This is a genomic window from Limibacter armeniacum (assembly GCF_036880985.1).
Classification (GTDB): domain Bacteria; phylum Bacteroidota; class Bacteroidia; order Cytophagales; family Flammeovirgaceae; genus Limibacter; species Limibacter armeniacum.
In genome coordinates this window covers 163,089-187,284 of record NZ_JBAJNO010000006.1, presented here as the reverse complement: position 1 = coordinate 187,284, position 24,196 = coordinate 163,089, and the positions used below count along the sequence as shown (strand labels likewise).

16 protein-coding genes and 1 riboswitch are annotated in these 24,196 nt (G+C 43.0%); of the genes, 9 read left to right on the top strand and 7 right to left on the bottom strand.

Annotated elements, in window-relative coordinates:
* Nucleotides 1–130 precede the first annotated feature (130 nt).
* A complete protein-coding gene (locus tag V6R21_RS05475; RefSeq protein WP_334241381.1) occupies nt 131–1,060 on the top strand; it encodes an alpha/beta hydrolase in 930 nt (309 codons plus the stop codon).
* A 64-nt stretch (nt 1,061–1,124) separates the two neighbouring features.
* Here V6R21_RS05475 and V6R21_RS05470 read toward each other — a convergent pair whose 3' ends face one another.
* The 6 genes from V6R21_RS05470 to nirB form a co-directional block, all read right to left on the bottom strand.
* Nucleotides 1,125–2,567 carry a rubredoxin domain-containing protein gene (locus tag V6R21_RS05470; RefSeq protein ID WP_334241379.1) on the bottom strand — a complete coding sequence of 481 codons (1,443 nt, stop codon included), beginning with the start codon at nt 2,565–2,567 and terminating at the stop codon, nt 1,125–1,127.
* 34 nt (nt 2,568–2,601) lie between these two features.
* The gene (locus V6R21_RS05465) at nt 2,602–6,108 is read right to left on the bottom strand and encodes a molybdopterin-dependent oxidoreductase (RefSeq protein ID WP_334241612.1); all 3,507 of its coding nucleotides are present in this window, start codon (nt 6,106–6,108) and stop codon (nt 2,602–2,604) included.
* 127 nt (nt 6,109–6,235) lie between these two features.
* Nucleotides 6,236–6,934 carry a response regulator transcription factor gene (locus tag V6R21_RS05460; RefSeq protein WP_334241609.1) on the bottom strand — a complete coding sequence of 233 codons (699 nt, stop codon included), beginning with the start codon at nt 6,932–6,934 and terminating at the stop codon, nt 6,236–6,238.
* 65 nt (nt 6,935–6,999) lie between these two features.
* Nucleotides 7,000–8,811 (bottom strand): sensor histidine kinase, encoded by a 1,812-nt coding sequence (locus tag V6R21_RS05455; RefSeq protein WP_334241608.1) that lies wholly within the window; start codon nt 8,809–8,811, stop codon nt 7,000–7,002.
* 109 nt (nt 8,812–8,920) lie between these two features.
* Entirely contained in the window at nt 8,921–9,292 is a 372-nt protein-coding gene (gene nirD, locus V6R21_RS05450; RefSeq protein ID WP_334241605.1) for a nitrite reductase small subunit NirD, read from the bottom strand.
* A 38-nt stretch (nt 9,293–9,330) separates the two neighbouring features.
* Complete coding sequence (nirB, locus tag V6R21_RS05445) at nt 9,331–11,820, bottom strand: nitrite reductase large subunit NirB (RefSeq protein WP_334241604.1); 2,490 nt, start codon at nt 11,818–11,820, stop codon at nt 9,331–9,333.
* A 131-nt stretch (nt 11,821–11,951) separates the two neighbouring features.
* On the opposite strand from nirB, the gene cobA reads away from it, so the two are divergent.
* From cobA to V6R21_RS05405, 8 genes are all read left to right on the top strand, one after another.
* Nucleotides 11,952–12,722, top strand: a complete 771-nt coding sequence (cobA, locus tag V6R21_RS05440; protein ID WP_334241602.1) for a uroporphyrinogen-III C-methyltransferase — start codon at nt 11,952–11,954, stop codon at nt 12,720–12,722.
* A 30-nt stretch (nt 12,723–12,752) separates the two neighbouring features.
* A complete protein-coding gene (locus tag V6R21_RS05435) occupies nt 12,753–13,451 on the top strand; it encodes a Crp/Fnr family transcriptional regulator (RefSeq protein WP_334241599.1) in 699 nt (232 codons plus the stop codon).
* A gap of 174 nt (nt 13,452–13,625) precedes the next feature.
* Nucleotides 13,626–14,999, top strand: coding sequence for an MFS transporter (locus V6R21_RS05430; RefSeq protein ID WP_334241597.1), 1,374 nt, complete (start codon nt 13,626–13,628; stop codon nt 14,997–14,999).
* Nucleotides 15,000–15,092: 93 nt separating this feature from the next.
* Complete coding sequence (locus V6R21_RS05425) at nt 15,093–16,469, top strand: alginate export family protein (RefSeq protein WP_334241595.1); 1,377 nt, start codon at nt 15,093–15,095, stop codon at nt 16,467–16,469.
* Between the two features lie 157 nt (nt 16,470–16,626).
* Nucleotides 16,627–16,810, top strand: a riboswitch (cobalamin riboswitch).
* 178 nt (nt 16,811–16,988) lie between these two features.
* Nucleotides 16,989–18,566, top strand: coding sequence for a DUF5074 domain-containing protein (locus V6R21_RS05420; protein WP_334241593.1), 1,578 nt, complete (start codon nt 16,989–16,991; stop codon nt 18,564–18,566).
* A gap of 27 nt (nt 18,567–18,593) precedes the next feature.
* On the top strand, nt 18,594–19,727 hold the full coding sequence (locus V6R21_RS05415) for a PKD-like domain-containing protein (protein WP_334241591.1): 1,134 nt from the start codon (nt 18,594–18,596) through the stop codon (nt 19,725–19,727).
* 78 nt (nt 19,728–19,805) lie between these two features.
* Nucleotides 19,806–21,782 (top strand): TonB-dependent receptor, encoded by a 1,977-nt coding sequence (locus tag V6R21_RS05410; protein WP_334241589.1) that lies wholly within the window; start codon nt 19,806–19,808, stop codon nt 21,780–21,782.
* 4 nt (nt 21,783–21,786) lie between these two features.
* On the top strand, nt 21,787–22,863 hold the full coding sequence (locus tag V6R21_RS05405) for a DUF5074 domain-containing protein (protein ID WP_334241587.1): 1,077 nt from the start codon (nt 21,787–21,789) through the stop codon (nt 22,861–22,863).
* A gap of 279 nt (nt 22,864–23,142) precedes the next feature.
* On the opposite strand, the gene V6R21_RS05400 is transcribed toward V6R21_RS05405, so the two are convergent.
* Nucleotides 23,143–24,126: a helix-turn-helix domain-containing protein gene (locus V6R21_RS05400; RefSeq protein ID WP_334241584.1), complete on the bottom strand. Its 984-nt coding sequence runs from the start codon at nt 24,124–24,126 to the stop codon at nt 23,143–23,145.
* Between the last annotated feature and the right edge of the window lie 70 nt (nt 24,127–24,196).

Below are 24,196 nucleotides of genomic sequence, written 5' to 3'. Positions count from 1 at the left end.
ACCCATTTTGATAATATAAGGTTAGATCTAAATCACTAAATTGCCAGACTTATTATTTATATCGACTTTTTAAAAATTTACTTTTTCAATGCCTGTCTCAGGCTAAAAATAAATCGTGACTGACTAAAAAATGAACTTCAAAAAAATCTTTTACTCTCTGATTGGATTATTTGTCCTTATCAATATTCTGGCAATCGCACAATCGTATAAGTTTACCCACTATGCTAGCAGTGATGCCAAACAGGTTACCTCATTTAAAGGATTGACCTTTGCTGAAAAACTTAAAACCATCTTTATTGGTTTTGACAACCCAAGACCTGTAAGTGATGTATTACCCACCCAACCTTTTGAAGAAGTGATCATTTCCAGCAACAAGGATTTGGAATGCTGGCTAATCAAGGCTGAAAACCCTAAAGGTACAGTGGCCATTTTTCATGGGTTTGGAGGAAGCAAATCACAGATGCTTGATAAAGCTACCATCTTCCTGAACCAAGGGTACAGTGTCTTCCTTGTAGATTTTATGGGTTCGGGAGGCTCTGAGGGCAACCAAACTACCATCGGTTACAAGGAAGCCTTTCAGGTGAAATCATGTATGGACTATCTTCAGCTGCAAGGTGAAGAGGACATCTATCTTTTTGGGACTTCCATGGGCGCAGTTGCTATTATGAAAGCGATCCATGACTACGATATTGCTCCTAAAGGTATTATGATAGAATGCCCATTCGGAACAATGTATGAGACAGTGTGTGCAAGGTTCAGAACTGTAAAAATCCCTGAAGTACCTCTTGCAAGCTTTTTGATGTTTTGGGGTGGCGTTCAGAATGGCTTTTGGGCATTTGGACATAACCCTGTAGAATACGCCAACAGTATCAACTGTCCGACTCTGCTGATGTATGGTGAAAAGGATGTAAAGGTGAGCAGACCGGAGATCGATGCTATCTATTCAAACCTCAAGGGCAATAAAGAATTGGTTACATTCCCACTTGCCGGACATGAGAATTACCTCATTCAATACCAAGATGCATGGAGTAATGCAGTGAAAGCATTTTTGAAAGGGTAGTCTGCAAAATAAAAAACATGAGTCATTCTGAATCGTATTTCGGTTGTGACTCATGTTTTTAATTTCAATTTTCTCCTGCCCTCTCTATAAAAGTACTCTTAGGACTACCACATACACTACAGGAATAGTCATCAGGCAACATCATAAATAGCGTTCCTTTCTTGACTTGCTGCTCTGGATCACCAAACTGCTCATCATATACCGTCAGGCAGTTAGGACATTGGTAAATGAGTTTTACCTTTTTCTCATCAGCATTGTCCTTATTAAAAATGGCACCACTGGTATCCATCTGCTCATAGTACATACGGCTTACCTCAATCATCAAGGCGGGAAGTATCTCTTTCCTTACATCCTTGGCGTAGTACAAGTACTCTGCATTATTAGGGTTAAAGTCCTTTGCATACAGGATATTGTAAGTATCATTCATCCAGTTTTCATCCTGCTCGTTTCGCTCGATCACCACTGTTGTAAAGAGAATTTGAGGACCTGACTTCACAGTAAAAGTCAACCCATATGTACTGATATCTTGCTTGTCCAATGCCCTAACAAGGAAGTTTTTCAGCGACAAGGCATCCTCATTCAAGACGGGCAAATGCCAGTTCAGCTCCAGAGATGAGTGACGAACATTCAACCCAAATTTACCAAGCAGTTTTTCCCATGTGATACGTTCACTTCGGTCAATACCTTTGATCAGGAATGACTTCCAAGGTGTAAGGCTAATTTTCCCAATTTTGGTTTCCTGACATAGCAGGCACATGACTTTCAGAAATGAGATATCGTAGCGATTGTTACGCCAGTAAAGCCCCAACCAATATTTTCCATCATTCATCCTGTTCATCCCTTCATAATAAGGAAAAGGATCAGAAGGCATTTTCAAATCATGTGTAATACGAATCGTATTTAACTGAACTGTTGCCTCAATTTTTTCCCAAAGAATGTCCCAGTTGTCAGCGCAATCCAATAATTGCTGTTGCTCAATATAATGCGCCAACTTGACCAAGTCATAACTGTAAATCAGCTTTGGGCATTTCCACAATCCATTGTCCTGATCTGACCTCCTGATATAGCAATACCAGTAATTTTCATTTTCAGATGCCACAAAGTTTACCTGCCCTGTAAAAAGGGGTACCATTGACTGAGCAGGGTCAACAATATTGATTTTGATAGAGGGTTGGTATTCAAAAGTATCCAGAATATAATGGTACATATGGGGTGCCAGCCACGAGGTAGATGCCATCACATCCAGTGCCGTATAGGAGCTAACGACATTCTGAAAGCCTTCTTCCTCACTGTCATATTGGGTTTGAATGGAACGGAATGTGGTTTCCAGTGTATCCCTTTTCTTCTCTGCAACCGGAAATAGGATATCCTGACGGGAGCCGAAATGTACATGACTTGCTCCCAACTCTTCTGCTGTCAGTACGATCTTAAGCAAGTCACCTGGAGAGATGATTCCTCCTTTTACAAATACCCTAATCAGGTCTCTTTTTTGAATTTGATTGCCCATATTTAGCTGTCATTTTTGCTTTTTCATCAAAAAATTATGGTTGTATTGCCACCATAAAGGCATCCAATATATCCTTCACTTCGGGCTTACAACTTCCACAACCCAGTCCTGCACCCGTTTGCTCACACAACTTCTTATAGTCGGTACACCCTCCTTGGATGGCTTCTTCAATATTGCCTTTCCCTACATTTCCACAGCTACACACCAATTCCCCTTTTACAGGTTGCTGCTCTCCAAATGCCCGCAGCAGTTGTTCCCTTTTCTCTGCCAGCTCTGTTCTACCACCAATCAGTTTCTTAAACTCAGCAAATTCCGCCTTGTCTCCCATCAAAACGGCCCCTACCAACCTGTCTTTATAGATAATACATTTCTTGTAATATCGCTTGGACTTATCCAGTAAGATGACCTCATCATAGCCTATAGCCTTGGCTGGTATTTCAGTTATCCCTAATGAACACAAGTCAAATGTAGAGAATTTAAGGATGTTCATCGGAACAGTTCCACTGTACAGGCTCAGACGATCTCCTGCAATAAAACGTGCCATAATATCTGCCATCTCTTCGGCAGCAGCCGTCGTTCCATTCAGCTTCTGTTCAAACTCCGCTACTTCACCTACAGCAAATATATTCGGATCAGAGGTTTGCAAGTAAGGATTTACCACCAGTCCTCTGCCTGTCGTCAACCCTGCCTCTTTTCCTATTTCTACATTGGGTCTTGTACCAATGGCATAAACCACGGCATCACAAGTCAATGACTTACCACTTTTCAGGTGCGCTGTCGCTGTTTTGGAAATATTGTCATAGGCTACTTCCTGTACCTGATCATTGGTATAAACCTGTATGCCCAAGTCTTCCACATGTTCCCTTAGCAGGTTACTTGCCATGGTATCCAGTTGCCGTTCCATCAGTCTGGAAGCCAACTGGATGATAGAAACCTCTACTTCCATTTCCCTCAATGCTGAAGCCAACTCCAATCCCAACAGACCTCCTCCAACAATCACGACATGTCCTTTTCCATTGATATATTTCTTCAGTGCATCCGCATGTGCCTTACTTCGCATGGTGAATACACATGGTAAATGAATAGGTGTATCAGGAGGTAAAAACGCCCGACTTCCTGTAGCAATCACCAGTTTGTCGTAGGCATAGGTCTGTCCCCTGTCATCAGTAACCAATTTCATGCTTCTTTCTATGCGCTCAATAGTCGTACTCACATAAATGGAGGCATTAAGCGCTTCAAACTCCCCTTTCCTAAACTTGAGCAATTCCTCAAATGTCAAAGTTTCATTGACATACTCCGGTAACAATACCCTGTCATAAAAAGGAATTTCTTCTTTAGAGAAAACAAGGATTTCATCCTCCTGATTAAGTGACCGGTACGTCATCAGGAAACGGTGAGCTGCTGCGCCAGCCCCTATCACAATTACACGCTGAGGTTGCTTCTTGTAGCGAACAACCTCAACAGCTGAATACTTGAAATCAGGCTCTTTCGATATGGGATCCAGAAGTCTGTCTGTAAGGTTATTGGTTCTTGCCAGATCATGTTGCAGTATTTTACCCCAATGCATCGGTAAAAAAACCACTCCTTCCTTGATCTTGTCTGTCAACTGGGCATGTACCCTTACCGTTCCTCTTTTGCTACTGATCTCTACCACATCCCCATCCTTGATGTTCCTGACTTCAGCATCTGAAGGATGAATCTCAAGGAAAGGTTTATCAATATGGGTATTGAGTCTGTTGACTTTCCCTGTCCGAGTCATGGTATGCCATTGGTCTCGTATACGTCCGGTCGTTAGTACCAATGGAAAATCAGGTGTCAACTTTTCCAGTTCATTGGTTGCAGCGGCAGGAAAAATATTGGCTTTCCCGTCAGGTGTATAGAAACGCTTATCTGTAAATAACCTTTCCTGCTGCTTACCATTTGTATATGGCCACTGTACCGAACGCTTTTCTTTTAAAGTCTGATAATCCAGTCCTGAGATCTCAATATTGGTTCCTTCTGTAAGCTTAACATGCTCTAAGAAAACCGCCTCTGTATCTTTAAAATCAAAGCCATGATAGCCCATTTTTTGGGCAAACCGAAGGAAAATATCCAAGTCTGGCAATGCTTCTCCGGGAGCATTCAACACTTTAGGTAGGTAACTGATACGACGTTCAGAGTTGGTCATCGTTCCCTCTTTCTCAAGCCATCCGGCTGCTGGCAACACCAAATCCGCTAGAGCTACCGTATCTGACTTGTAAGAAATGTCCTGTACAATCACAAATCGAGCTTTTTTAAGCGCCCTTTCTACCAGATTGGAATCTGGTAAACTGACCATCGGATTGGTACAGACAATCCATACAGCCTTCATATCTCCTCTATCCAATGCCTCAAACATCTCTGTTGCGGTATAACCCGGCTTGGGTGAAATCTGATCTACTCCCCAAAAGTCTGCTACCTCCTGTCGGTGTTCTGGGTTGAGCAAGTCACGGTGTGCAGCCAACAGGTTTGCCATACCACCCACTTCTCTACCGCCCATTGCATTGGGTTGACCTGTCAGGGAAAATGGTCCAGCGCCAGGCTTTCCGATATGTCCTGTAATCAGGTTCAGAGCGATCAAGGAAAGGTTCTTGTCTGTTCCTTTGGCACTTTGATTCAGTCCCATTGTCCACATACTCAAGAAACCCTTGGCATCACCAATCATGCTTGCGGCAGAAAGTATATCCTCCACTGATAGTCCACATGCCTGAGCATAGCTTTCCATCGTTAGGCTAAGCACTTTCTCCTTGTAAGCCTCAAAGCCGTTCAGGTGGTTTTCAATAAATGCAAGGTCAATATTGCCACTCTCAATCAAAGCCCTACCAATGGCGTGATGCAGCATCGTATCTGTTCCAGGATTGATCTGCAGATGAAGGTCAGCAGAAGAACAAGTTTGTGTTTTTCGGGGGTCAACCACAATGATCTTCACATCAGGATTGAGTTCCTTATGTTTTTCAATTCTTCTGAATAGGATTGGGTGGCACCACGCAGGGTTAGCACCTGTAATGAGGAAACAGTCTGCCAATTCAATATCATCATAGCAGATAGGTACGGTATCATCACCAATGGTTTTCTTGTATCCCACAACAGCTGAACTCATGCACAAACGGGAGTTGGTATCGATATTATTGGTACCGAAAAAGCCTTTGGTCAGCTTGTTGGCAATGTAATATTCCTCTGTCAGACACTGACCTGAAACGTACATCCCTACCGAATCAGGTCCGTATTGCTGAATAAGGGAACGAAACACGGCCGAAGCCCTCGTCAAGGCAGTGTCCCAGTCAACCCTCTCCAAAGGGTGACTCTTACTCCACCTCATTTGGGGATAAAGAATCCTGTCATCTGTATTCTGAACTACGTAGTTGAGGTTCATCCCCTTAGAGCAGAGCATACCCTTATTGACAGGATACTGTTCATCTCCCTTGACAGCAATAGCTCCTTTGGCATCTTTTGTTACTTCAATGCCGCAACCTACTCCACAATAGGAACAGGTAGACAGGTGTTTCGAAATAGTTTTATTCATGGTATACAATCGGTTTCCTCCTGATTTATACGCATGAATATATAAAATAAAAACCAAATACGTAAGTAATATTACTTACGTATTTGGTTTTTTTAATCTAAGTACCCAATAAAATGGAAATTTCACTTTATTCAGCCGCCAGTGCATTTGTCAAAGAAGTGTTCTCATTCACTTTTTTCACCAGTTCTACAGCCGATTTCACTTCCAGTTTCTTCATGATATTGAAGCGGTGTGTCTCAACAGTCCGAACCGACTTTCCAATCTTTTCTGCAATCTCCTTACTGCTCAACCCTTCCATGACAAAGCGTAGAATTTCCTTTTCCCGCTTGGTCAGGTCATATACTTTCTCATCCTTGGCTTTTGACACTGGAACACTTCCTGCTCCCATTGTCATCCCTTGTTGACTTAAATACTGATTGACCAGCACATTGGATACCGCTCCACTGAAATATTTCTCTCCTTTATCCACTGTATGGATTGCCCTCAGAAACTCATCATTGCCAGCATCTTTCAACACATACCCCATAGCTCCCTTATGGATTGCGTCCAAGATATACTCCTCATCATCGTGCATAGAAAGGATTAGGATTTTGACAGCAGGGTCTACTTTAAGCAGCTCAGCTGTTGCCTCAATACCATTCATTCTAGGCATACGGATATCCATCACGACTACATCGGGACTCAGTTGCTTGTATTTTTCAATAGATTCCTGCCCGTCAGAAGCTTCATCAACTACCTTGATATCCGTTTCCTGTCCAAGTAGCATCTTTATACCATTCCGAACAATGACATGGTCATCTACCAGTAAAACATTGATTTTTTCCATTGCGATTGATTATCTGATTCTATGTGTGTGTTTTGGTTCTTTGATCAAATTGCTAATTAAGAGCATTAGCCTAAAGGCACTTTCAACATCACGGTTGTTCCCTCTCCTATTTCTGAACTGATTTCGAAGTTGCCATTGATAAAATTGGTTCGCTCTTCCATATTCAGCAATCCCAATCCCTTCTTGTCTTCCTCCATTCCTCTCAGGTCAAACCCCTTTCCGTTATCAGTGACTGTTATCGTCAAGAATTTTGGATCATGCTTTAACTCAATCAGTATCTTCTCTCCCTCCGCATACTTCAATGCATTATTGACCGCTTCCTGTACAATGCGGTAAACATTGACTTCTACTTTTGGATCCAATCGGCTCAAGAAACCTGAAACATTGACAAACTGCACTTCATACTCGGAAAGCCTGTTGGTCTCTTTTGCGAATTTCCCCAATACCGATACAATGCCATAATCGCTTAGTGACGAAGGCGCCAAGTTGAATGAGATTCTTCTGGACTCCGAGATAATGCCCTGTACCAATTCCCGAATTTCCTTTAATTGATTGGATGCATGTTTCTCATGTTTGAGGTTGACAGATTCCAATTTGAATTTCAAACCTGTAAGAAGCTGCCCGACACCATCATGAATATCCTTGGAGATGCGTTTCCGCTCTTCTTCCTGACCTTCCATAATCAGTGCCGAACGAATCTGCTGATCCCTTATTTCCCGTTCAATCTTTTCCTGATTGATTTCCTTAGATACCTCTTCTGCTTCCTTTTGGTCTGTTAGGTCTGCGCCAAGTACCAGTATATAGTTTCTTCCATTGTGATTGACCTTTACCATATTCAAGTCAAGCCAAATAAAATCCCCATCGTAAGAAGTAACCCGCACTTCTCCTGACCAGACTCCTTTGTCCTGAATTATGCTCCACAGCTGATCCACGAAGTCTTGCTGGTATCCCTCACTGACTAACCATTCCTTGATATTTTTGACTGAATAACTTCCCGATGGGTTCTGCATCAACTCCGTGAAAAAGTCTGTCACCACAAAGGTGTTCCCCAGCGTATCAGCTTTGATCAGCAACTGGTGCGATGGTGGTTCTTTTTCTTCCTTGTCAGAAAGTGCCTGATAGGCCAATCCCAAAGACTGGTAAAGTCCTTCTGTTTCTTTGAGCAAGGCTTTTGTCTGTCGCCTTGAGCTTTCCAGCTCCTGCACCGTTTCTATTACCTGTCTTGCAGTAGGTCTGAAGATAAAAAACAGTTCAAAAGCAACTACACTCAAAGAGATCAGCAGGAGCAAAAACTCTGTCTCTTTCAGTAAGTCAACCTTATTGGCCGCTTCCCTGTTGTACTGAAAGACGATATCATCCATCAGTTCCAGATAATCTCCTTCATACTCCAATATGGTCTTGAGCCACTTTTCCTGCCGATCGGCTTTTCTATTGTTAATTACCTGATCTGTTGCAATCAGTAACTTGTTATAGTATGGTTCAAGTTTCTGATATAGCTGGTTGGTTGCATGGCTATTGACCGTTCCGTCTGAAAAATATGCTGAGCCTGAAAGTTCCTGATGTGAGACTACCCATAAGTCCCTTGCTTCTCTTAATTCTGTCAACAATTGACTTTCCTGCCTAAATGCTGTGGGATGATACAGCTGCAAAGTCACTTTCGTAATTTTCTGGCTCAGCATTCTTTGCCGTCCGGCAATATTGATAACGGTAGCATCCTGCTGCTGATCATTGATAAAGTTCTGAATAAGCGCCTGCGTAGCTAGCATAACAATCACAATGATGGATATCGCTACAATATACAATCGCCCCAGTCCTTTGAATTGCAACGCCTTGAGATTGGTATATAACCGTGTGATATAAGTCTGCTGTTCGTTCACGCTTTCAATTATTCCTTACCTTCAATTTTTATTAGTAAATATACGTATTCAGTAATACTCTGCATAAGAAAATTGCAAATCTACCCTCCCATTAGAGCAAAACCCAAGACTAAGAAGGTAATCCTACGTAGACTTTCCCTTCCTCAACTTTAACCGGATAAACCGCAATCGGCTTCTCATCACCATTCAGGTTTTGTCCCGTTTTGAGGGAAAATGTTTTCTTGTGAAAAGGACAGGCTACTTTTGGTTCTTCACCTGCTGAGCCTATCATGCCACGAGACAATGCAGCCTGAAGTTTGTGTGGACATACATTCTGACAAGCATACCACTCACCCCTAGAGGTAAAATTGAATACAGCAATCTGCAATTCCCCAAAACGGAAACATTCGCCCCCATCTTCTGGAAAGTCAGTTACCAATCCTGCCAGTTCCCATTTCTTTACAGCGTCTGGCATTACTGTTTTATACAAAGTATCGATCATGGTTTTCGGTATTTAGATTTGGAAAAAAGCATTAAATGTTACCAGTTAACCGGTTTCTTCTGCTCACGCATTGGTTCAAACTTGATTGTCGGGTCTTTTTCGTCACTGTTAGCAAAATGCCTGAAGCGTTTACGTAACTCCGGATTATTTACAACCTCTTTCCATTCACAGCTGTAGACATTTATCAGCTGTTGCATCTCTTGCTCCAGTTCTTCTCCTATCCCCAAACAATCGTTGACCACGACATCCTTTACATAATCCAAACCACCTTCCAGTTTACTGATCCAAGTGGACGTTCTGTTCAGTGGTTCAGCAGTCTTGATGTAAAACATCAGGAAACGGTCTAAGTACTTGATACAATCTTCGGAGCTGATATCTGCCGCCAGCAACTGTGCATGTTGTGGTTTGGAACCTCCATTACCTGCCACATACAGGTTCCACCCTTTTTCCGTCGCAATAATTCCGAAGTCTTTTCCTCTTGCTTCTGCGCACTCACGAATACAGCCAGACACCCCGCCTTTCAACTTATGTGGCGCTCTCAAACCTTTGTAACGGTTTTCCACCTCTATGGCAAAAGACACGGAATCGTGCAAACCATAACGACACCAAGTAGACCCCACGCAGCTTTTCACTGTTCTGAGTGACTTTCCATATGCATGTCCACTTTCAAAACCTGCATTAATCAACTCTTCCCAGATGTCTGGCAAGTCTCCCACATGTGCCCCAAACATGTCAATGCGCTGACCGCCTGTAATTTTCAGGTACAGGTCATATTTTTTAGCCACTTGTCCGAGTACAATCAGCTTGTCAGGTGTAATCTCACCACCCGGAATACGTGGAACTACTGAATAGCTTCCCCCTTTTTGAATATTGGCAAGAAAACGGTCATTGGTATCCTGTATGGTCGACTGCTTGGCGACCAACTCATTCCAGCAACTTGCTAAAATGGAGGCGACTGCCGGTTTACAGACTTCACAGCCATTCCCTTTTCCATAAGCAGCCAACAGCTCCCTGTAAGTCCGAATGCCCTTTACTTTCACCAGACTGAAAAGCTCCTGACGACTGTAAGCAAAATGCTCACAAATGACATTGCGAACTTCCTTACCCATCTTCTTGTGCAACTCCTTCATCAGGTCCGTTACCATCGGCACACAACCTCCACATCCAGTACCTGCCTTGGTACAGGACTTGATGGCATCCAATGTCAACAGTTCTTCCTTTTCAATGGTATGACATAAAGCTCCTTTGGTCACGTTCTCACAAGAACAAACCTGCGCACCATCAGGTAAATCAGCTACACCATTTCCAACTGGTGCCCCCTCCCTTGCCTCTGCAATAAGGTCTTCCGGATGTGGGGGAAGCGGCATTTCATTCAATACCATCTGGTGCAGGATATTGTACCTTGACGTATCTCCAACCAACACTCCTCCAAGCAATCTTTTACCATCCGCAGACAGGTTGATTCTTTTGTATATTCCCTTGAACTGATCCTCCATGACGATGGAAGTGCCTTCCCTGCTTTCCATCAGTGCATCACCAAAACTGCCCACCTCTGTACCGACCAGCTTGAGTTTGGTTGACATATCTGCTCCTTCAAAAGGGGTATAGTCCACCTCAGCTATTTGGGCTGCCACTATTTCAGCCATCTCATATCCAGGTGCTACCAACCCATAGATCATTCCTTCAAATAGAGCTACTTCACCGATTGCAAAAATATTTGGGTCAGCAGTTTTCAATTCCCCATCTACCACTACGCCGCCTCTTTCTCCAACAGGTAACCCACATTGTCTTGCCAACTCATCCCTTGGTTTGATTCCTGCAGATATGATGACCATATCCGTATGTAAAATCTCTCCATCTTGAAAGGCTAACCCTGTGACAGCATCTGCTCCCACAATACTTTCAGACCTTTTGGACAAGTGGAATTGCAGTCCCATCTTTTCAAGCGTGTTACTAAGCATCTTCGCTCCTCTGTCATCCAGTTGCCTTGGCATTAGTCTTGGAGCCATTTCAACTACATGAGCTGTAAGCCCCATATCTTTGACGGCTTTAGCAGCCTCTAGTCCGAGTAAACCTCCTCCTATCACAGTCGCATTCTGACAATCTTTTCCATAAGCCATAATCGCATCAAGGTCCTCCAAGGTGCGGTACACAAAAACGCCTTGTTTCTCTACTCCCGGAATAGGGGGCACAAAAGCAGAAGATCCCGTAGCAAGCACCAGCATATCATAGTGGAAATGTTTCCCATCGTAGGTACTCACAGCCTTTTCTTCCCTATTAATATGGTTGACCAGTGTTCCGGTAATCAGTTCAATATCATTTTCTGCATACCAGTCTCGGGGCGCCATCAACAGTTGCTCTTTTTCACCTGTTTCAAAATACTCACTGAGATGTACCCTATCATAGGCAGGAAGTACTTCTTCCCCAATGACTGTTACCTTAACCTTTGTACTGTCAGCTTTCGCTCTAAGCTTTTCACAGAACTTGTATCCCACCATGCCGTTCCCCACTACTATTACATGCTTCATACCGTCAAGATTTAGATTTGAACTCCTTTTACGTAGTAATTTTAATAAAATAATTTCATAATTACGTAATTATACTTAATATTACTTACGAATTAATTAGGAAAGCAAGTGGAAACTAAAAATATACGTAGATGAGTGTTCAACAAATCCAACCAAAACTGACGCTTGTAGGAGCAGGACCTGGGGACAAAGACCTTATAAGTATAAAAGGTATGAAGGCATTACAAGCTGCAGATGTCATCCTATATGATGCATTAGTAAATCCTGAATTGCTGGACCATGCTACAAATGCTAAAAAAGTGTTTGTTGGAAAAAGAGCAGGACACCATTACTTACCTCAGGAAGAAATCAACCAACTGATAATAGACTTTGCTTTCTCCCATGGTCATGTGGTTAGACTGAAAGGCGGTGATCCTTTGGTATTTGGTAGAGGTCAGGAGGAAATAAATGCTGCATCGGCTTTTGGTATTCAGGTCGAGATCATACCTGGCATCAGCAGTGTAACCAGTGCACCCGCCTCGATCGGAATTCCTGTAACTTGCCGTGGTGTCAGCGAAAGCTTCTGGGTGATTACAGGCACTACACAATCCAACTCGCTATCAAAAGACTTACCGCTTTCAGCCCAGTCTTCGGCTACCGTACTGATATTGATGGGACTTGGCAAACTTTCATTGATCACTCAATTGTTCAGCATGTACCGCAGCAAGGATGAACCTGTAGCCATCGTACAGAATGCCACATGGGATAATCAGCAATTTGTCACTGGTACACTTTCCGATATTGAGGCAAAGGTAAGAGAGCAGCAGATTGGTACACCGGGCATCATCATCATCGGGGAAGTGGTAAAACACAGAAGTCCTTTAGAAATACTGAAAGCCAACCAATTGAGTCAGCCTGAATAGTACAATATCCACCTCTGAATCTTATTCGCTATGGAATGTCTTAGCTGTTTGAACCATAATTGCCTGATCAAGAAAAGTCTTCCTCTCTCTTCTGAATTGGAAAATGATATCAGTATCAAAGGAATCAAATGCAGAAAAGGACAGACTTTTATCCTTGAAGGAAGCCCTGTATATGGACTGTATTTTATCCGAAGCGGCAAAGTAAAGGTGAGTGTCATGGGGTATCAAGGGAAAGAGCAAATACTCCGTTTTGCCGGAAATGGGGATGTAGTTGGGCACCGTGGTTATGGTGCTGGAGAAGTTTACAAGATCAATGCGACCACCATGGAAGATAGTACCATCTGCCATGTTCCCAATCAGGTTTTGAACCTGTTCTTTGAATCTAACAATACATTGGCCTATAACCTGATGCGCTTTTACTCAGAAGAGCTTGACCGTAGCGAAACCAAAGTGAGGAATTTGGCACAGATGAATGTCAAGGAAAAAGTGATTGACACATTACTTCACATCAATCGAAAGTTTGGTCAACGCCATGGCTTTATTGACTTGGAAATGTCACGCAAAGAGATCGCGGACTATGCCGGCACAACAGATGAACAGGTGATCAGAATTATCTCAGCCCTTAAAAAAGAGGCATTGCTAACTGCTAAAGGGAAAAAAATAGGCATACCCAACGTAGAATTACTTAAAAACGAAATCAATAAACATCACTTTTATTCAGAGCGATAACCAACCAAAACACTGTCTTACAGTACCTTGCTTAAAAAACCTGCTATAACGCAGGTTTTTTTATGTTTAAAAACTTATTGAACCCTGTAAACCCGCATAGTTTTCATTTCTGAGAGGTAATAAATTGTACGTATAAATACTTAATTAATGTATTCACACTAAATAATGAATGATATGCGTACATCCACTCCAAACCTTGAAAAAGCAACCCGCATTAATTTGCTGGATTTCAAATCAGTTCAGATGAGAACATTTCACCTGAGCTGGCTCGCATTCTTCCTATGTTTCTTTGGTTGGTTTGCCCATGCCCCATTGATGAACTCAACCATTGGGCCTGACCTTGACCTCACTAAAGCGCAGAAGATCACTGCCTTTATCGCCTCCGTTGGGGTCACCATCTTTGCCCGCCTTTTTATAGGCAGCATGTGTGACAAGTTTGGCCCTAGAAAAAGTTATGTCTACTTACTGATATTCGGTGCTTTCGCCGTAATATCCTCCTCCTTTGCCACAACTTGGGAAACCTACTTGCTCTCCAGGATGGCCATTGGTGTAATTGGTGCCTCTTTCGTGATTACCCAGTACCATACTTCTGTCATGTTTGCTCCTAATGTAGTGGGTATTGCCAATGCCACTACCGCAGGTTGGGGTAATCTTGGTGGTGGTGTTACACAAGCTTTAATGCCACTGATCGCTTCAGGAATGCTGGCATTGGGTTTTGCAGAGTCTGAACTTTCGAAATGGAGACCTGCCATGTTTGTACCTGCCCTGATCATGCTGGTAGTTGCTTTCCTGTACTGGAAATACACTACTGACACTCCAAAAGGAAATATGGAAGACCAAAAAGCGGATGAGTCAACAAACTCAGAAGAAAAGCCTACCAATACCTTTATCGAAGCCATGAAAGACCGTCGAGTATGGATCCTGTTTGCTATCTATGCGGGTTGTTTCGGGATGGAACTGTTTGTCAATGGCAGAGCCGCAACTTATTACCAAACCAAATTTCTGCTCAATGAAACTACGGCCGGAATGGTCGCGGCACTGTTCGGCCTGATGAACCTGTTCGCAAGATCTATGGGAGGCTGGCTAGGTGACCGATTCTCCAAAACTGGAGGTCTTGCCGGTAGAGTAAAGTGGCTGGTTATAGTGATGGTAATTGAAGGTATTGCCCTAACCATCTTCTCTCAAATGGACATATTGGGTGTTGCCATTGCCACTATGATTGTTTTCTCACTGTTTGTTCAAATGGCTGAAGGCGCTACCTACTCTGTAGTACCATTTATCAATAAAAAAGCACTGGGAGCTGTAGCAGGTATCGTAGGTGCAGGGGGCAATGTTGGTGCTGTCATGTATGCACAATTCCTTTTGAGAAGTGGCTCGCCATTGGAGGATTGCTTCCTCTACTTCGGGGTGGTTGTGGCAGCTATCGGGTTCCTTGGTTTAGGCGTGAAATTCTCAGATGAGGATGAAAAAGCTGCCGTAGCTGAACAGGAAAGACTGGAAGCTTTGGAAGCCGAACTCAAAGCAAAAGAAGCTTCACTTGTTGCATAACCCAATATTATAGATGTGGAGCTGTTGCTTGACCGCTCCACTTTCACTCTTCAAACCATTACAGTAAATAATTGCTATAAACTCATGAACCTATTGAAAAAATTTACCCTGACGATATGTTGCTTATGCTGTACTCTTTATGCCAATGCACAGTTTACATTGGAAGGACAATACCGTCCCAGAGCTGAGGTTAGAAACGGATTCAAAGCACCCATCCTGACTGACACAGAAGTAGCGGCCTTTGTAGAGCATAGAGCGCGTATTACTGCTGGTTATTCCCAAAGTAAATTAGGATTCAAACTGTCAGTACAGGATGTGAGAATCTGGGGAGAAACAGGACAGATCAACAAGGCAGACAACCTATTGAGCATACACGAGGCGTATGGTGAATATAAGCCTTCCAAAAACTCCACCTTCCGTATCGGTAGACAGGAAGTAGCTATCGACGGTCACCGATTCTTCGGAACGCTTGACTGGGCTGCTCAGGCAAGAGCCTTTGATGCAGTAAGGTACCTGTACAAGGATTCAATCGGAAACGAGTTCCAGCTGATGGGTACTTTCAACCAGAATGGCTTGACAGACTCCTCCAGTCCTGAGCCAGCCAAGAATACTGGAAACTTCTACAATTCTGGTGCATATGCTGGCGCCAACACCTACACTGGTTTTGGGTTGCCACTTCCAAAGGCACAAGTGATGGGTTATGTCAAGAAGATGTTCGGAACAGCCAATATCTCGTTTATGGGGTTGGTGGATTTTATGCAACCAACTGAAGGTCATCCTTACCCGTTATATCATTTTGGTATTTCACCAAATTACAAACTGGACAAACTCAACCTTAGTGGTCAGCTATACTATTCTACCGGTACACAAAAACTGTCAGCTACCAATCCTGAACTTGAAGACAACAAGTTGTCTGCCTATATGTTAAGCCTTAGCTTACAGCATACAGGTTTAAAAGGAAAACCGCTTTTGGGAGTGGATTATATCAGTGGTGATGATAAGGGCACAACTGATGTTACGGAAGGCTGGGCACCACTCTATGGTACCAACCACAAGTTTTATGGCTTTATGGATTACTTCTATGTAGGCTCCGGACACAACGGTGGAGGTAACAACAAAAGTGGTGGACTGGTGGATATTTACCTGAAAACCACTTTCAAGGTAGGCGAAAGCAGTAATTTGCTGGCACACCTACACGCCTTTAGCTCCCCAACAGATGTATATGACCTGTCATCTGCTGACCCTGAAGCGACACTTGGCAGTTATCTAGGTACGGAACTGGATTTGGTATTTGTCAAAAAGCTAGCAGAAAACATCACATTCAAAGCGGGTTACTCCCAGATGTTTGGTACAACTTCCATGCAACAGGTAAAAGGACAATTCAATACAGATACAGGAAAGTATGCAAACATCAAAGGCATGCAAAACTGGACTTGGGTCATGATCAATTTTACACCAAAGTTTTTATAAAGGAATCATTCAACCAACTCCTTGAGCTTCTGGAATTCGTTTTCCGGAAGCTTTTTTCAGTTGTGACCTATTAAGAAGAACTGAGTTTTGAGTCACACTTTTTTTGCTACTCTGATGAAAATCACCTTCCATAAAAAAGAATAAACCAAACTGAGTTCTATATTTGTGCCCGAATTGGTATCCGCAAGGATTTAATAGGGAATCCGGTGAAAGACCGGGACTGTCCCCGCAGCTGTAAGCTTCTACAGTGTTTGCGCTTTTTTGCCATTGTTTTCTTCGGAAGATGAGAAGGCCGCAAGCATGAAGTAAGTCAGAAGACCTGCCATTCGACATTCGACAAATGCTTGCCTTCGGGAGTTAAGGTAATGCTACCACAATACTTTTGCAGAATTACATGATAGCTCAGGTATGCATTACCTTACTTGCTATACGTGCATAATTCTCACTTTTTGTGGAGCCTTCAATATCCCCCTTTTGCCAAAGCTTTTGTCTCTTTTTTCACACAAAAATTTATTGTAAATGAAATTATTGAGACAGCACTCAATGCTATGGTTCTCCTGGCTACTTCTGCTAGGTATTACATTTTCAGGATGTGATGACAAGGACGATCCTATTCCTCCATCTTCAGTACAGATTCTATCACCCGAAACCAATGGGGCATTCTTTGTTGGCGAAGAGGTTACCTTTGTTGGCGATGCACAAGATGCACAATCATACACTTGGGAAATTAATGGTGAAGAATTGTCCACAGACATTTCTTTTACCTATTCGTTTACGGCAGAAGGTGAATACAATATCGCATTCAATGCCATCAATGAAAGTGGTTCCATCAGTGATGTTGTAACGCTGCAAGTCAACAGTGGTGTACAGATCAATGGTATGTCAGAAAATGAGTTCTACCTGGTAGGAGATACTATCTCACTATTCGCCAATATTGAGAATCCTGCCCTTACCAGCTTTAAATGGGTAGTCCACGATGAGGTTTTAAGTGACTCACTCACATTCAAGTACGTACTCAGAGATGTTGGATTACAGCAGATCACTTTTACAGCACAGGGTACTGACTACGCTTCCGTACTGACACAACAAGTTGAGGTCGCTCCTCTTCTAGGTGGAGCCCTGATTGTCAATGAAGGTAACATGAGTAATGAAATGGGAAGTGTGTCCTTCCTTCAAAGAGGTGGCAACACGCTTTTCACCAACGCTTATGCATCTCTGAACCCAGGCAAAACCCTTAGCAATGTCACCCAGTCGGCATCCTACTTTGGTGACTATGTGTATTTCATTTCCCAGAATGGTCCCAACTATATCATCGTAGCCGATAAAGAAACCTTGGTGGCTGTTGACTCCATCACCACCAGTGATGTTTCATTGAGCTGGCCAACCCATCTGGCAATGGTCAGTACCACAAAAGGTTATGTCCGCGACAACAACGGCATCTCCATCATTGACTTCAGTGCTAAGTCTGTCACCAATATCAGTGGCGTTGGTGCTGCCAAGGCACAACCGATCGTGATTGGCAACAAGCTTTTCACTTACTCAGGCAGCAACCTGTATGTAGTGGATATCACAACTGATCAACTGATCCATACCGAAACGTTCGGCAGCAGCATTGGCGGATTTGCTGAAGCTACAGACGGTAACCTTTGGGTTGCTCAAAGTGGAACTCCTTCCACCTTGCTAAAAGTTGCCTCCTCAGATTATACAACATTGAAGGAAATTGAGATGCCTGAAGGCGTAAACCTTAATGCCGGATGGACAGGATCATCCAACATTATGCCTAGTCACACGACAGAAAATGTATTCGTAAGACCTAGTGGAAAAAAGCAGATTTACCTAGTTGACCTTAGTACGACTACCCCTACCGTAAGCCTGTTCTCAGACCTTTCAACATGGAGTGATGAAGAAACAGGGATCATCTATGGAGAACCGAATGTAGACCCTGTATCCAATGATATCTATATCATGGGAATCAAAGGGTATGGAATGGACTACCTGATCAATGCACTTTTCATTATTGATGGAAGTACTGGTAATCAGAAGCAAAAACTGACAGGTGTAGGCAGCTTCCCTGCCATGGTACTATTCTCAGAATAATCAAATTCACTTCCAAAAACTGAAATCATGAAGAAATATATATGCTATATACTGGTATTGGTAAGTACAGTATTTATAGGCTGTTCATCAGACGAAGAAATACTGCTTCCCAAAATCATCTCTGAGATTCCTGAAGAAGGGTATTCCATTAAAATTAATGAGGAATTTACCCTCAGCGTTGAGGTGGAAAACGGGGAAAATGCAGATTACCTGTGGTTGGTAGATGGTGAAGAATATAGCCAATCAGCTACCTTTATTTTTACACCTAACCAACTGGTGACCTATCAGGTTACCCTACAGCTGACGACCACAACGGGAAAAGACCAACGTGCATTCAGTCTTACAGTATTACCTGCTGACGACAGACCAGTCACTGACAACAGTTCTGCCTTTATCACGCAGGTATTCGATTACCAATATGCACCAGGCCAACACGCCAATTCCTATGCTTTGGGAGCTGATGGCAGCAACTTTATTGGAGACACAGTAGCATATGCACTTCTAGGCGGATGGGGTGGTTATATCACAGCCGGATTTGACCATACCATCACTAATCAGGAAGGGTATGACTTCGGCGTTTACACACAGCCTGGTGCTGGTTCAGAGCCTGCTGTAGTTTATGTTATGAAAGACCTGAATGGTGATGGCTTACCAAATGACAGTGAGTGGATTGAACTCAAGGGTAGCGAATTTGACCATGAGGAAACGATCAGGGATTATGAAGTAACTTACTACAAGCCAGAGGAAGGTGCCAATGTAACCTGGACAGACAACCAAGGAAACAGTGGAGAGCTGGTGCCAGGTTGGCCAGGAGGTTCTTGGTGGTGGGATGACTCCAAGGAAGAAGTTACTTTCTCTGGTGTCAAATTGCCTGACTCACATTATAATTCAGCAGCACCTGAGGGTCAAATGTGGATTAACTACGAGGATCGTTTTGCTTGGGGATATGCTGAAAACTATGGTGGTACAGATCATGATGCTACTTTAAAGGCAAACCTTTTTGACATTGACAATGCTGTAGATCAGGACGGCAATGCTGTCACATTGGAAGGTATTGACTTTATAAAAGTACAAACAGGTGTCTTTCAGGTAGCCGGATGGCTAAACGAGATTTCAACCGAGGTTCGTGGTGCATTTGACTACCAGATGATACAACCATAATTTTTACATCTCAAACTTACCTTCCAGGTCTGGTGAAGCTCCCCCTGTACTTCACCAGCCGGAAGGTTTTCCTCAAATATGATCATACACAGGAACAGGCTGTTGCCTATCTTTTTCATCATCTTTTTTACTGTCACCATAGTATCTGCTAATGCTCAGGATAAAGATTCTGTACGAATACTTCAGGAGGTGACTGTGATTACAGAAAGGCTACCTGAAAGGGTGAGCTTCAAGAATACCTATCTCGAGAAAGCTATTTTACAAGAGAACCTAACTGCTACTTTAGGTGAATTGCTCACGCTGAAAACACCCATCTTTGTCAAGAATTATGGTGCAGGTGGTACAGCCACTCCTTCTTTCAGAGGGACTGGCGCCAGCCACACACAACTTTACTGGAACGACATCAACCTTAATTCCCCAATGCTGGGGCAAGTGGACTTATCCATGTTTCCGGTTGCTTTCACAGATGAAGTACAAGTAAATTACGGTGCCAGTAGCCTTTCACAAGGAACAGGCGGACTAGGTGGTGCCATTCAATTGAACAGCCGAGTAGCTTGGGAAGAGAAGTACTATGCCATGTTCTCCCAATCAGCCAATAGCCTTCATAACTATATTACCAACGGCAGTATTTCACTTGGTAATTCCAAAATACACAGTACCACCAAGGTCTTCCTGAAAGACGCTGCCAACCGTTTTGACTTTGTCAATCCGCTACAGCCCGACAACCCTGTCTGGAGCAATAAACATTCAAAACAGCGGCAATACGGTTTGCTGGAAGAACTTACAGCCAAGATTTCCTCATCACAGACAGTCGGTGTAAAAGTATGGTATCAGGAAGATGAAAGGGCATTACCCCCTTCCATGGACAAGGAAAATGAATATGCCTCATTGGGCAATAATGTCTTGCGGGTACTTGGGGAGTGGCAGATGAAAGCCCCCAGTAAGGAGCTGAGTTTTCGTACTGCCTATATCAACGACAGCAGAAATTATGAAAAGGAGATCAATAATGATGATCCTCCCAAACTGCTCACCTCAGATAGCGAAGCCCAAACCTTACAATCCGTGGGGAAAGCCAAGTTCAAGTTATCCGAAAAATGGTACTTACAAGGCAGCGGACGGTTCAATTTGGACAAGATCAACAGTGGCAATTATCTGGACTTTGCCACAGGAGAACGAATCATCAGAGCACAAGAAACAGTTGACCTGTCAACCAGTGTGGAGTGGCTTCCTTCCTCAAGGTTATCCATGAGTCTGCTTTTTCGTCAGCAGTGGATTGACGGAGAGACCAAACCATTTTTGCCCTCCTTGGGAGCAGATTACCTTATATGGGAAAAAGAAAACCGCTCACTTTCAGTAAAGGGAAATATATCCCGAAACTTCCATGCACCATCCCTTAACGACCGCTACTGGGGAGCTGCCGGAAACCCTGACTTGCTTCCGGAAGAAGGTTGGATGTCAGAAGCTGGTCTCAGTTATGACAACAACAACCATGAGCATTGGCAATACAAATATGAGATTACGGCATTTGCCTCACTGATTGACAACTGGATTGTTTGGCAACCCAGAGGCAGCTCAGGCAACCTGTGGCAACCCATCAATATGCGACAGGTTTATTCGAGAGGAATTGAGCAGGTACTTTCTGCTACTTACCAAAAGACCAACTGGAAACTAGATGCCTTTGCCTCCTATTCTTTTGTAAAGTCAGAAAACCAGTTACCCTATACCGATCTGGACGAATCCGTTGGCAGACAACTTATCTATACTCCTGTGGGTAGTTTTCAAGGATATTTGCGTTTCCGTTACCAGAAAACCACCATCAGGTTTGAACAATTGGGATATGGCAAGCGGCTTATCCAGACTGATGGCAGTTCATGGCTTCCTCCCTATTACCTATCCAACCTGATTGCCGGTTATACGTTTGACATCCGTCAGCACCGCCTGACAGCTGAAGCTCGGATTGATAACCTATTCGGCTATCATTACCAGTCCATTGCCCGAAAAGCAATGCCGACACGTACCTATCAGCTTACACTTACCTACCATTTAAATCCTTAAAAACATGACTAACAGACTCGTACTTATTTTTTTACTATCCCTTATTTTCCATCTTGGGTGCAATGAAGTAGAAGACTCTCTCCCACTTACAGATTTGGGTGAAGCCTCAGGGGATTACCCTAATGGGATTTATGTAGTCAATGAGGGAAACTTTGATTGGGGTTACGGCACCGTGACCCACTTCAACCCTGAAACAAAACAGGTTTCTGAAAGTGTTTTCAAACAGAAAAATGGCTTTGAGCTGGGCAATGTTGCACAGTCGATGCTACTACATAATGGTAAGGGGTATATCGTGATTAATAACTCAGCAAGAATAGAAGTGGTAAACCCTTATAACATGGAATGGCAAGGGCGCATCAACATTCCCAAAAGCAGTCCGCGTTACCTGTTGCCACTCTCCTCGAAAAAAGGGTATGTTACTGATCTTTATGCTGATCACTTTTATGTCTTGGATTTAGCAGCTGACTCACTGATCAAAACCGTTCCTACCTCAGGCTGGACAGAAAAAATGGTCAGGGTAAACAACCATGTGTATATGACCCAAACCCGTACCGTCTTTGACAGCCGCCGTGAAGGTGGACAACTGCTCTTGAAAATAGATGGCACAACCGATCAGGTAGTGGACAGTCTTGCACTACCTAATGGCCCTATTGATATACAGGTCGATGCCCTGAATCAGGTATGGGTACTTTGTTTTGGGGATTTGATCGGGGCTACACCTGCCCTTGTACAGGTAGATCCTGAAACAATGACCATCAGAAAGAACATGTCATTTTCTAATGAAGCTGCCTCCAACCCATCACGCTTGAGAATTGATGGTAGTGGCACTGTACTCTATTACTTAAATGGTGGGGTATTCAAGCACGAGATTGATACAGACAAACTGGAAGAAAATCCCATTATCCCTGAAAATGGAAGGTTGTTTTATGGATTGGGCTACAACCCACACGACCGCCGTATTTATGTAACGGATGCCATTGACTATGTGCAGAAAGGGTGGGTATTCCGTTATGAAGAAAACGGAGCCAAGGTTGATTCCTTTAAGGTAGGCGTTATTCCAAATGAGTTGTTGTTTTATTAAGGTTATTACGAATTTATGTTTCGTGATAACACTCACTTATCTGATTTTCAGGTTAGTATTAAAAACGGCCTTGAAGAATTGTCGTTAAAATTTTAATCTGTGATAGGTGTTAAGAAAATTCCTTTGTTTGAGCGTAGCGAGTTGTGGAATTTTCAGCTTATACAGATTAAAATTAGGCAAATTCTTCAAAGCCTTGATTTTTTTTGCTTCATTTTTTCATCAAGGAAAAAATGAAGAATTTAATTGTAGTATGAAAAGCAATTTTTTTGAAATAAATAGCTACCCTCTTTTTAAAGCGCTAGGCAAATAGCCAAAATGTTTCTTGAATGCCGCAGTAAAATGCTGAGGATTCTTGAAACCGATCATAAAAGAAGCCTCCGTGATTGAAATGTTTTCATCCACAATCATCTGTTTGGCTTTATGCAGTTTAATGTCAGACCAGTACCCGAAAACGGTATTGCCAAAATGCTCCTTAAACCCCTTTTTCAGCTTATAACTGTTAAGTCCGGATTCACGAACCAAGTCGTCCATTGATAGGTGCTGATCGAGGTGCTGGTTCAGGTAATCCTTTACAAAATGCAACTTATCAATATCCTCGCCTTTCCATATTTTCTTTTCGGCTTCAGGCACTTTGGACTGTTCAATCTGTAAGATCAACAACTCCATCAACTTGGCTTCAATAAATACTTTCTTGCTAACTCCCACCAACGGACAGTGAATAATATCCATAATGTTCTGCATCATGGCAGGTGAAATCGGGCGACTACACTCTCCCAACTTAACTGGCTGATCCTGCTCGACCTTTACCCCAAACTTTTCAATGAGCGACAAATCCTCTCCGAATATTTTCTTTAAGTAACAGACTGCCAATTTCACTTCCAGCGTATAACGATGACCCGAAGGATAGGATAAAGTACCCTTCACCTCCGGAAAGTACATCAGCTGGTGGGTACCAGCAGGTATTAGCGCATCCATACTTCCCTTATTATTCCTGACGAACGAGGACATTCCTTTCATCTCAAAATGCATCTTCAGGAATGGAAAATCATGGGCTACCTTCACCTGATGTGCCTCTTTAAGATTTAAGTCCCTATGCTCGATCTCGATGCCATCCATCTGAATGACACGGGTAAATCCTTCTGCTATATTATATGGTGAAGAGAGCTTTTTCTCACAAAAAAAATCTTTCTGCTTGAAATCCTGTTCATACGATTTCTGCACTATTCCCCCCTGATAAATACTGCTTTTGAATATGCTTTTCATAATCAATCCCTCTGGCGTCATTAAAAAATACCTCTCGCGTTAATGGTCATTTGCTTATATAGCTAATTTT

Bases quoted from the DNA above. Each gene is read 5' to 3' on its own strand.
- V6R21_RS05430 (WP_334241597.1), top strand. From the start codon at position 13,626: ATGCGTACATCCACTCCAAACCTTGAAAAAGCAACCCGCATTAATTTG.
- nirB (WP_334241604.1), bottom strand. From the start codon at position 11,820: ATGAAGCATGTAATAGTAGTGGGGAACGGCATGGTGGGATACAAGTTC.
- V6R21_RS05435 (WP_334241599.1), top strand. From the start codon at position 12,753: ATGGAATGTCTTAGCTGTTTGAACCATAATTGCCTGATCAAGAAAAGT.
- V6R21_RS05405 (WP_334241587.1), top strand. From the start codon at position 21,787: ATGACTAACAGACTCGTACTTATTTTTTTACTATCCCTTATTTTCCAT.
- V6R21_RS05465 (WP_334241612.1), bottom strand. From the start codon at position 6,108: ATGAATAAAACTATTTCGAAACACCTGTCTACCTGTTCCTATTGTGGA.
- V6R21_RS05420 (WP_334241593.1), top strand. From the start codon at position 16,989: ATGAAATTATTGAGACAGCACTCAATGCTATGGTTCTCCTGGCTACTT.
- nirD (WP_334241605.1), bottom strand. From the start codon at position 9,292: ATGATCGATACTTTGTATAAAACAGTAATGCCAGACGCTGTAAAGAAA.
- V6R21_RS05415 (WP_334241591.1), top strand. From the start codon at position 18,594: ATGAAGAAATATATATGCTATATACTGGTATTGGTAAGTACAGTATTT.
- V6R21_RS05410 (WP_334241589.1), top strand. From the start codon at position 19,806: ATGATCATACACAGGAACAGGCTGTTGCCTATCTTTTTCATCATCTTT.
- V6R21_RS05460 (WP_334241609.1), bottom strand. From the start codon at position 6,934: ATGGAAAAAATCAATGTTTTACTGGTAGATGACCATGTCATTGTTCGG.
- cobA (WP_334241602.1), top strand. From the start codon at position 11,952: ATGAGTGTTCAACAAATCCAACCAAAACTGACGCTTGTAGGAGCAGGA.
- V6R21_RS05400 (WP_334241584.1), bottom strand. From the start codon at position 24,126: ATGAAAAGCATATTCAAAAGCAGTATTTATCAGGGGGGAATAGTGCAG.
- V6R21_RS05470 (WP_334241379.1), bottom strand. From the start codon at position 2,567: ATGGGCAATCAAATTCAAAAAAGAGACCTGATTAGGGTATTTGTAAAA.
- V6R21_RS05475 (WP_334241381.1), top strand. From the start codon at position 131: ATGAACTTCAAAAAAATCTTTTACTCTCTGATTGGATTATTTGTCCTT.